An 8,135-nucleotide genomic window follows, 5' to 3' on the forward strand; every position below is an offset into this window, starting at 1 on the left:
GGCGAATCGAAGATCGACTCGGTGTAACTCCGCTTCCACAAACGCAGTAGTGTGAAAGGCTCATCGACATGATGTGATGCAAGTCACGATGAGTTGCTGGGGGAGTGCGCTGGTGAGTCTGAGCTCCGACTACGTGGTGGGTTCGCTTCGTCGAGCCGTCGCCACGGCACAGAACGGCCTCGAGGTGGTTCGGCTCGGCGGTCTGGAAACGGGGGCGACACCGTCCCCCTTCCAGATCGTCGAGCGCGCCCCGATGTACCGGCTCCGCCGCTACTTCCCGGACACCGACCAGGCGGAGGCCGGTCCGCCGATCGTGCTCGTTCCGCCGATGATGATGTCCGCGGACGTGTACGACGTCACGCGGGACCAGGGCGCGGTCGGCATCCTCCACGAGATGGGCCTCGACCCGTGGGTGGTCGACTTCGGCTCACCGGACGCCGAGGAGGGCGGCTGGAACCGCACCCTCGCCGACCACATCGTGGCGATCAGTGAGATCGTCGACCGGGTGCACGAGCACACCGGACGCGACGTCCACCTGTCGGGCTATTCGCAGGGCGGCATGTTCTGCTACCAGGCCGCGGCGTACCGCCGTTGCCGGAACATCGCCAGTCTCATCACGTTCGGCGCACCCGTGGACACCCTGGCGGCGCTGCCGTTCAACATTCCGGCCGGTCTCGCGACGAAGGGTGCGGACCTACTCGCCGATCACGTCTTCAATCGACTCTCCATCGCAGGGTGGATGGCGCGCACCGGGTTCCAGTTGCTGGATCCGGTCAAGACCGCGAAGTCCCGCTTCGACTTCCTTCGTCAGTTGCACGACCGGGACGCGCTGCTCCCGCGCGAACAGCAGCGCCGGTTCCTTGCGCAGGACGGCTGGGTCGCGTGGTCCGGACCGGCCGTTGCGGAGTTGCTCAAGCAGTTCATCGTCCACAACCGGATGATGACCGGCGGCTTCGTGATCAAGGACACCGCCGTCAGTCTGGCCGAGTTGTCATGCCCGATCCTGGCGTTCGTCGGCGAGGTCGACGACATCGGTCAGCCCCTCGCCGTGCGCGGCATCAAGCGGGCGGCGCCCCGCGCCGAGGCGTTCGAGTCGACCCTGCGCGCAGGGCATTTCGGCCTAGTGGTGGGATCGGCGGCGGCAGCACGGACGTGGCCGACCACCGGTGAGTGGGTGCGCTGGCGGGAGGGCGTGGGACCGCGCCCGGAGGCGGTGGACGTGATGATTCACGACGAGCCGTCCGGCCACGACAGCGGCGTGAGCATCACCAACCGGATCACCCACACCGTCGCGTCGATCGCGGAGGTCGGTGTCGGGGTGGGGAAGGGCATCGCCGACTTCGCGACCGACGCCGTGCGCGGCACCCGCGAGATCTCGATCGAGGCCGCCCGGGCGCTGCCCCGGCTGGCCCGCCTCGGGCAGTTGCAGCCGCACTCGCGGATCTCCCTGGGCTTGCTGCTTGCGGAGCAGGGCCGGCACGCGCCCGGCGGCGAGTGCTTCCTGTTCGACGATCGCGTGCACACCAACGCCGCGGTGAACACCCGTATCGACAACGTCGTGCGCGGACTCGTCCACGTCGGCATCCGGCCCGCCACCCACGTCGGTGTGCTGATGGAGACCCGGCCGAGCGCCCTGGTGGCGATCGCCGCGCTGTCCCGACTGGGCGCTGTGGCGGTGCTGCTGCCGCCCGGCGGGGATCTCGACGAGGCCGTCCGGCTGGGCCGGGTCGACCGGATCGTCGTCGACCCCGACAACCTCGAGGATGCGGTCGCCACGGGCAAGAAGGTGCTCGTCCTCGGTGGCGGCGAGTTCCGTGGCCTCGCGGTCGAACTCGGTCCCGACGTCGTCGACCTCGAGCAGGTCGACCCGGAGGCGGTCACGCTGCCGGGGTGGTACCGCCCGGATCCGGGTCTGGCCCGCGAGCTGGCGTTCGTGATCTTCAGTGGGTCCTGCGGGAACCTCGAAGCCAAGTACATCACCAACTACCGGTGGGCGCTGTCCGCGTTCGGTACCGCGTCCGCCGCCTCGCTCAGTCGTAGCGACACCGTCTACTGCCTTGCCCCGCTGCATCATTCGTCGGGGCTGATGGCGACCCTGGGTGGCGCGATCGCCGGTGGCGCGCGCATCGCGCTGTCCCGAGGCCTCGACCCGCAGCGGTTCGCGGACGAAGTGCACCGCTACGGCGTCACGGTCGTCAGCTACACGTGGACCATGATGCGCGAGATCCTCGACGCCAAATCCCTTCCGCTCGAGGACGGGCATCCGATTCGGCTCTTCATCGGCTCGGGAATGCCGCCCGGGTTGTGGCGCCGGATCTCGTCGCGTTTCGCACCTGCGCGGGTGCTCGAGTTCTACGCGTCCACCGAGGGCGACGTGGTGCTGGTCAACGTCTCCGGCGCGAAGGTCGGCTCCAAGGGTCGGCCGCTACCGGGCAGCGCCGAGGTGCGGGTCGGTGCGTACGACCCGATCGAGGGACGGCTGCTCGAGGATGCGCGCGGATTCGTCCGTGAGTGCGAGGACGACGAGGTCGGTCTGCTCCTCGGCCGGCCCGGCGCCCGCGCAGAGGCAGTCCCCGGCGTGATGCGAGGCGTGTTCGCGGCCGGCGACGCGTGGGTTCCGACGGAGAACCTGTTCCGGCGCGACGCCGACGGCGACTTCTGGCTCGTCGACCACAAACGGACCGTCGTCGACGCTGCCCACGGGCCGGTGTTCACGCAGCCGATCGTCGACGTGCTCGGTGAGATGCCGCAGGTGGACCTCGCGGTCGCGTACGGGGTGAGCACTGGCGATCACCAGGTGGCGGTCGCCGCGATCACCGTGCACGACGGCCGGGTTCCGAGCGCCGCGGAGGTCACCGCCGCGCTCGGACAGCTGCCGATCGCGCAGTGCCCGGCGATCGTCCACGTCGTCGATCGGATTCCGCTGGGTGCGTCGTACCGGCCGCGTGCGACCGAACTGCAGGCCGCCGGCCTACCCAAGCCGAGTATTCGTTCGTGGCACCTCGACGCCGACACGGGCCGCTACAAGCGGTTCACCAAAGCGGTCGCGACCCGCTACGACGACCGTCCGGCGGGGCCGGGTGGGGTGCCCGCGTAACCGGGGCGGCGCCGACTTGTAGCCTGGACCGGCCGAGATCCCGGACGGCCCGAGAGGACTGAAGTGGCTATTGATCCCACCCTGCTCAGCATTTTGGCGTGCCCGCAGGACAAGGGGCCGTTGCTGTTGGTCGGCGACGAGGTGCTCTACAACCCGCGATTGCGCCGCGCCTACCCGATCGAGAACGGCATCCCGGTGCTGCTGATCGACGAGGCACGTGACGTCACCGACGCCGAGCACGACGACTTCGTCGCGCGCGGTGTCGCGTCCGACGCGGACTAGACACCTGCGTCCAGCGGGCCGGTGAGGTAGCGCTGCAACGTCGGCGCGATCAGGCTCACCGCCCGTTCCGTGGGTAGTGTTCGTAGCGCGCCGATTCCGAGGAGATGGCGGGTGACGAAGAGCCCCGTCATCTGGGAGGCGACCAGCGCGACGCGCAGTCGGCCCGACCCGGCCGGTGCATCGACGCGGTCGGCGACATCCTTGAGGGCGACGTCGAGCAGGAAACTGCGGACCAGGTTCTCGTCGCCGCTCGTGAGTGCCGAGCGGACCGCCGCCACCACCGCGGGCTCGTGCGGGGAGTCCCACACCCCGATCACGGTTCGGGCGAGGGTCTCGCCGAGACGGTCGGTCGGCGCCGCCGCAATCGCGGCGAGCACCCTGTCCGGGTCGAGGGGGAGCTCGATCGCGTCGACCAGCAGCCGACGTTTCGTTCCGAAGTAGTGGTGGACCAGCGCGGAGTCGACCCCGGCTTCCGACGCGATCGAACGAATCGTGGTGTGGTCGAAGCCCTTGGCTGCGAACTGGTTTCGCGCAGCCCGCAGAATCCGGTCCCGGGTGTCCGTCTGCCCCGGGCGGCGACCCGGTCGGACCGGCGTCGCAGGCTCGGCCATCACGGTGTCCTCCGACGAAGCGTGGCCGCACCGAGGGAAAGCGCAACGACCACGTACAGCATGACGATGCCGATGTCCCGCCACATCAGACCGGTGGTGCCGGGGTGGGTGGCGACCTGTTGTAGTGCCTCCACCGCGTAGCTGAGGGGGAGGACGTTGCTGATCCACTCCAGCCATTGCGGCAGTTGTCCTCTCGGCACCAGGAGTCCGCACAGCAGGAGCTGGGGGATCACGATGACGGGCATGAACTGGACCGCCTGGAACTCGGTGCGCGCGAACGCGCTGCAGAGCAACCCCAGCGCGACGCCGAGAACTGCGTTCACCACCGCGATGAGCAGGACCCAGACGATGCTGCCCTCGGTCGAGAGTCCGAGGAAGCCGAAGGCGACGGCGCACGCCAGTCCTGCCTGGGCGGCGGCGGCGAGGGAGAACGCCGTGCCGTAGCCGGCCAGCAGATCCAGCTTGGACAGCGGTGTGGTGAGTAGGCGTTCGAGTGTCCCGGAACTGCGTTCGCGTTGCATCGCGATCGACGTCACCAGGAACATCACGATGAACGGGATGATGCCCAGCATCGTGATCGCGATCCGGTCGAACAGCGGAACCTGGCCGGGTTGCGTCGGAACGTTCTGGTACAGGAAGTACAGGAGCACCATGATCAGCGACGGCACGAACAGGATCATCGCGACGGTGCGGTGGTCGACGCGCAGTTGCCGCAGGATGCGCGTGGTGCTCGCCGCGTAGATGCGTGGGGTGAGGATCATGGCTGGACCCCGATCTGCTGTTCCCGGATGAGGGCGAGGAAGGCCTCCTCGAGATTCGACCGACCGGTGCGACGACGGAGTTCGTCCGGGGGCACGTGCGCGAGAATGCGGCCGTCCCGCATGAGCACGAGGTTCTCGCAGTGATCGGCCTCGTCCATGACGTGGCTGGACACGAGGAGCGTGGTTCCCGCCGCTGCCAGCGACGCGAAGTGCGCCCACAGGTCCGCCCGCAGCACCGGGTCGAGCCCCACCGTCGGCTCGTCGAGCACTAGTAGTTCTGGTCGCGCCACCAGCGCGCACGCGAGGGACACCCGTCCGAGCTGTCCACCCGACAGATCGCCCGCTCGATGACCTGCGTGGGTGGTGAGACCGACCGCGTCGATCGTCTCCACGACGGCATCGCGGCCACGGCCGTACAGCGCGGCGAAGTACCGGACGTTGTCGCGGATCGTCAGGTCGAGGTACACGCTGGGCGCCTGGGTGACGTATCCGACGCGCCTGCGCAGCCCGGCTGAGCCGGCCGGCTCGCCGAGCACATGCACCGTGCCCGACTCGACGATCTGCGTGCCCACGATGCAGCGCATCAGCGTGGTCTTTCCGCAGCCGGACGGGCCCAGCAAACCGGTGATCGAACCGCGGGGGATGGTCAGGTCGACGTCCCGCAGCGCCGGGGCGCCGCCGCGTCGCACCTGGAGGCCCCGCACGTCGATGGCCGGTGCCGACTCCGAGGAGCCGCCGATGCTCGTGTCCGTCATGCCGACCTCTATTCATCGAGTGATGAACTCATCGTCTGATGAATTGTTCGTCCGAGCGAGGGCTGCGGTCAATGGGCATGACCGGGTCCGCAGGTCTCGATGTGGTGAACGGGGACAATCGACTCGTGGCCCGAGGACGATCGATCCTGCGTGACGCAGGCAGCCCGCTCGACGCGGCGCGCAGCATCCTCGGTGGGACGCTCGTCGTCGGTGCCGTGCAGGCGCGCATCGTCGAGGTCGAGGCGTACGGCGGTGACCCCGACGGCCCGTGGCCGGATCCCGCTTCGCACTCGTATCGCGGGCGTACCCCGCGGAACGCGGTGATGTTCGGACCCGCCGGTCACCTGTACATCTATCGCAGCTACGGCATGCACCTCTGTGCCAACGTCTCCTACGGTCCCGACGGGGTGGCCGGGGGAGTGCTGCTGCGTGCGGCCGAGATCCGCGAGGGTCACGAGCTCGTCGCGTCGCGCCGTCCGGGTGTTCGACGCCATGTCGACGCGGCCCGCGGACCGGGCAACCTGGGAGCGGCGCTGGGACTGACGCTCGACGACGACGGGCTCGACCTGTTCGGCGGCGACCCGGGAGTGAACCTCGAACTGTCTCCGGTGGGTGTCTGCAGCAGCGGCCCGAGAGTGGGGATCTCGGTGGCGTCGGACTGGCCGTGGCGGCTGTGGATACCCGGCTCGCCCGCCGTGTCGGCCTATCGCCGCAGCCCGCGCGCACCCGCCACCACCTGACGGTGGGATGATCGGATGCGTGACTGAGAACATCCTTGACGAACTGACCTGGCGGGGGCTCATCGCCCAGTCGACCGATCTGGACGCGTTGCGTCGTGAGACCGAGGCCGGCCCAGTCACGTTGTATGCCGGATTCGATCCGACCGGCCCGAGCCTGCACGCCGGCCACCTCGTGCCGCTGCTAGCCCTGAAACGTTTCCAGCGGGCGGGCCACCGTCCGATCGTGCTTGCGGGTGGCGCCACCGGCATGATCGGCGATCCGCGGGACGTCGGTGAGCGCACGATGAACTCCGCCGACACCGTCGCGGACTGGGCCGAGCGCATCCGCTCGCAGCTCGAGCGCTTCGTCGACTTCGACGAGTCCCCGACCGGCGCCGTCATCGAGAACAACGCGAACTGGACGTCGAAGCTCAGCGCGATCGACTTCCTTCGCGACATCGGAAAGCACTTCTCGGTGAATGTCATGCTGGCCCGCGACACCGTCAAGCGCCGGCTCGAGTCGGACGGCATCTCCTACACCGAGTTCAGCTACATGCTGCTGCAGGCCAACGACTTCGTGCACCTGCGCCGCAGCTACGGCTGCACGCTGCAGGTCGGCGGCTCGGACCAGTGGGGCAACATCATCGCCGGTGTCGACCTCAACCGGAAGCTCGACGGCGAGTCGGTCCACGCCATGACGGTGCCGCTTGTGACGTCCGCCGACGGCAAGAAGTTCGGCAAGTCCACCGGTGGCGGCAGCCTGTGGCTCGATCCCGAGATGACCAGCCCGTACGCCTGGTACCAGTACTTCGTGAACACCGGCGACGCCGACGTCATGCGGTACCTGCGCTGGTTCACGTTCCTCACCCAGGAGGAGCTGGCCGAGCTCGAGGTTGCGACCGCCGAGCGCCCGCAGGCGCGCGAGGCGCAGCGCCGGCTCGCGGCCGAGATGACGACGCTCGTCCACGGTCAGGCCAACACCGATGCCGTCGAGCTCGCGAGCAAAGCGCTGTTCGGTCGCGCCGAACTGGCCGATCTGGACGAGTCGACGCTCGCCGCCGCGCTGAAGGAGGCCTCGATTGCCGAGGTCACAGGGGATGCACCGCGCACGATCGTGGATCTGCTGGTGGCGAGCGGATTGTGCGACAGCAAGGGCGCAGCACGGCGTGCGGTGAAGGAAGGCGGTGCGTACGTCAACAACCAGCGCGTCGAGGCCGAGGACTGGGCACCCGAGTCTTCCGATCTGCTGCACGGCCAGTGGCTGGTCATCCGTCGTGGCCGCAAGAACTTTGCCGGAGCCAAGGTCGTCGCCGGCTGACGTGTCCGGCGTCACCATGATCGTTTTCGGCCCGAACGGGACGGGGTTCACCCCGTCCCGTTCGGTCTACCTGGGGCTTTGAAAACAGGGTGCTCGGCGATCGGGCTGTGACCAGGCGATTTGGCGGACAGGGGATCGGCCCCGTAACTTATTCCAAGTCAGAGCGACACGGACACCGACCCGGACGCGATCTTCACAGGTCAGCGAGGGAAAACGAGGTTGTACGGGGAGCGCCTGATATTCCCGGAAGTTGGTTGGCTCTCCTGCCTTGTGTAGAGTGGTTGTACCGCGTTCGGGTGGCCCGGATGGGGAGCGAGTTTGCACTCGATTCCCGGGTGGGATAAGCTGGAACGGTTGCCCCGGAGCGAGGAACTTTGGTTCTGAGTGATGGTGTGCGCGTGTTCTTTGAGAACTCAACAGTGTGTCGATGAATGTCAGTGCCAATTTTGGTACTCCACTTCACCTTTTTGGTGGGTGGGTATTTGCTGATTGTTCCATTCTTCCGTCTGGGATGGTCAGCGCAAACAGCTAGTTTGAGTTTATTTTGCTAGTGATTTGACTCGATGTCTATGACTGATTGCCGGCTTGCCGG

At 67.9% G+C, this 8,135-nt stretch carries 7 protein-coding genes; 4 read left to right on the top strand and 3 right to left on the bottom strand.

Going from position 1 to position 8,135, the window contains the following annotated elements:
* Positions 1-76: 76 nt before the first annotated feature.
* Positions 77-3,097, top strand: coding sequence for an acyl-CoA synthetase (locus tag LCL87_RS14810; RefSeq protein WP_225020847.1), 3,021 nt, complete (start codon positions 77-79; stop codon positions 3,095-3,097).
* Between the two features lie 63 nt (positions 3,098-3,160).
* Entirely contained in the window at positions 3,161-3,379 is a 219-nt protein-coding gene (locus tag LCL87_RS14815; protein WP_225020850.1) for a Trm112 family protein, read from the top strand.
* Here the strand turns inward: LCL87_RS14815 and LCL87_RS14820 are convergent.
* From LCL87_RS14820 to LCL87_RS14830, 3 genes are read right to left on the bottom strand one after another with little or no spacing between them, the layout of a single operon-like run.
* On the bottom strand, positions 3,376-3,990 hold the full coding sequence (locus LCL87_RS14820) for a TetR/AcrR family transcriptional regulator (RefSeq protein ID WP_225020851.1): 615 nt from the start codon (positions 3,988-3,990) through the stop codon (positions 3,376-3,378). The genes LCL87_RS14815 and LCL87_RS14820 overlap by 4 nt on opposite strands.
* The gene (locus tag LCL87_RS14825) at positions 3,990-4,751 is read right to left on the bottom strand and encodes an ABC transporter permease (RefSeq protein ID WP_225020853.1); all 762 of its coding nucleotides are present in this window, start codon (positions 4,749-4,751) and stop codon (positions 3,990-3,992) included. The genes LCL87_RS14820 and LCL87_RS14825 overlap by 1 nt, the downstream gene beginning before the upstream one ends.
* Positions 4,748-5,506: an ABC transporter ATP-binding protein gene (locus LCL87_RS14830; RefSeq protein ID WP_225020855.1), complete on the bottom strand. Its 759-nt coding sequence runs from the start codon at positions 5,504-5,506 to the stop codon at positions 4,748-4,750. Before LCL87_RS14830 ends, LCL87_RS14825 begins: the two co-directional genes overlap by 4 nt.
* A 77-nt stretch (positions 5,507-5,583) precedes the next feature.
* On the opposite strand from LCL87_RS14830, the gene LCL87_RS14835 reads away from it, so the two are divergent.
* Together LCL87_RS14835 and tyrS are read left to right on the top strand one after the other, a co-directional pair.
* Positions 5,584-6,246 (top strand): DNA-3-methyladenine glycosylase, encoded by a 663-nt coding sequence (locus LCL87_RS14835; RefSeq protein ID WP_225020857.1) that lies wholly within the window; start codon positions 5,584-5,586, stop codon positions 6,244-6,246.
* A 19-nt stretch (positions 6,247-6,265) separates the two neighbouring features.
* Positions 6,266-7,543 (top strand): tyrosine--tRNA ligase, encoded by a 1,278-nt coding sequence (gene tyrS, locus LCL87_RS14840; protein WP_225020859.1) that lies wholly within the window; start codon positions 6,266-6,268, stop codon positions 7,541-7,543.
* Positions 7,544-8,135 lie beyond the last annotated feature (592 nt).

It is taken from the genome of Prescottella equi, assembly GCF_020171745.1.
Classification (GTDB): Bacteria; Actinomycetota; Actinomycetes; order Mycobacteriales; family Mycobacteriaceae; genus Prescottella; species Prescottella equi_A.